At 69.6% G+C, this 372-nt stretch carries 1 protein-coding gene; it reads left to right on the forward strand.

Annotation, left to right across the window (positions count from 1 at the left end):
- On the forward strand, nt 1–372 hold a 372-nt coding region (locus HX846_RS39195), incomplete at both ends, for an aldehyde dehydrogenase family protein (RefSeq protein WP_178967697.1).

Here is a 372-nt window from a genome sequence, read left to right on the forward strand (position 1 = left end):
CGCCTGGAAAGCCTGCTGCAGAGCAGCGATATGCTGTTCGGCGCCCGCGACGGCTTTGAACCCCGCGGTGAAAACGTCAGCCAGGGCGCGTTCTTCGCCCCGACCCTGCTGCAAGCCCGCGACCCGCATGCGGAAGGCGGCGCCCACGACATCGAGGCCTTCGGCCCGGTCAGCACGCTGATGGCCTACGACGACCTCGACGAAGCCCTGGCCCTGGCCGCACGCGGTAAAGGCAGCCTCGTCGCGAGCCTGATCACCAAAGACCCGCAGATCGCTGCCAAAGCCATCCCGGTGGCTGCTGCGTGGCACGGCCGCCTGCTGGTGCTCGACCGCGAATCCGCCGCCGAATCCACCGGCCACGGCTCGCCCCTG

This window comes from Pseudomonas sp. K5002 (assembly GCF_013386655.1).
GTDB lineage: Bacteria > Pseudomonadota > Gammaproteobacteria > Pseudomonadales > Pseudomonadaceae > Aquipseudomonas.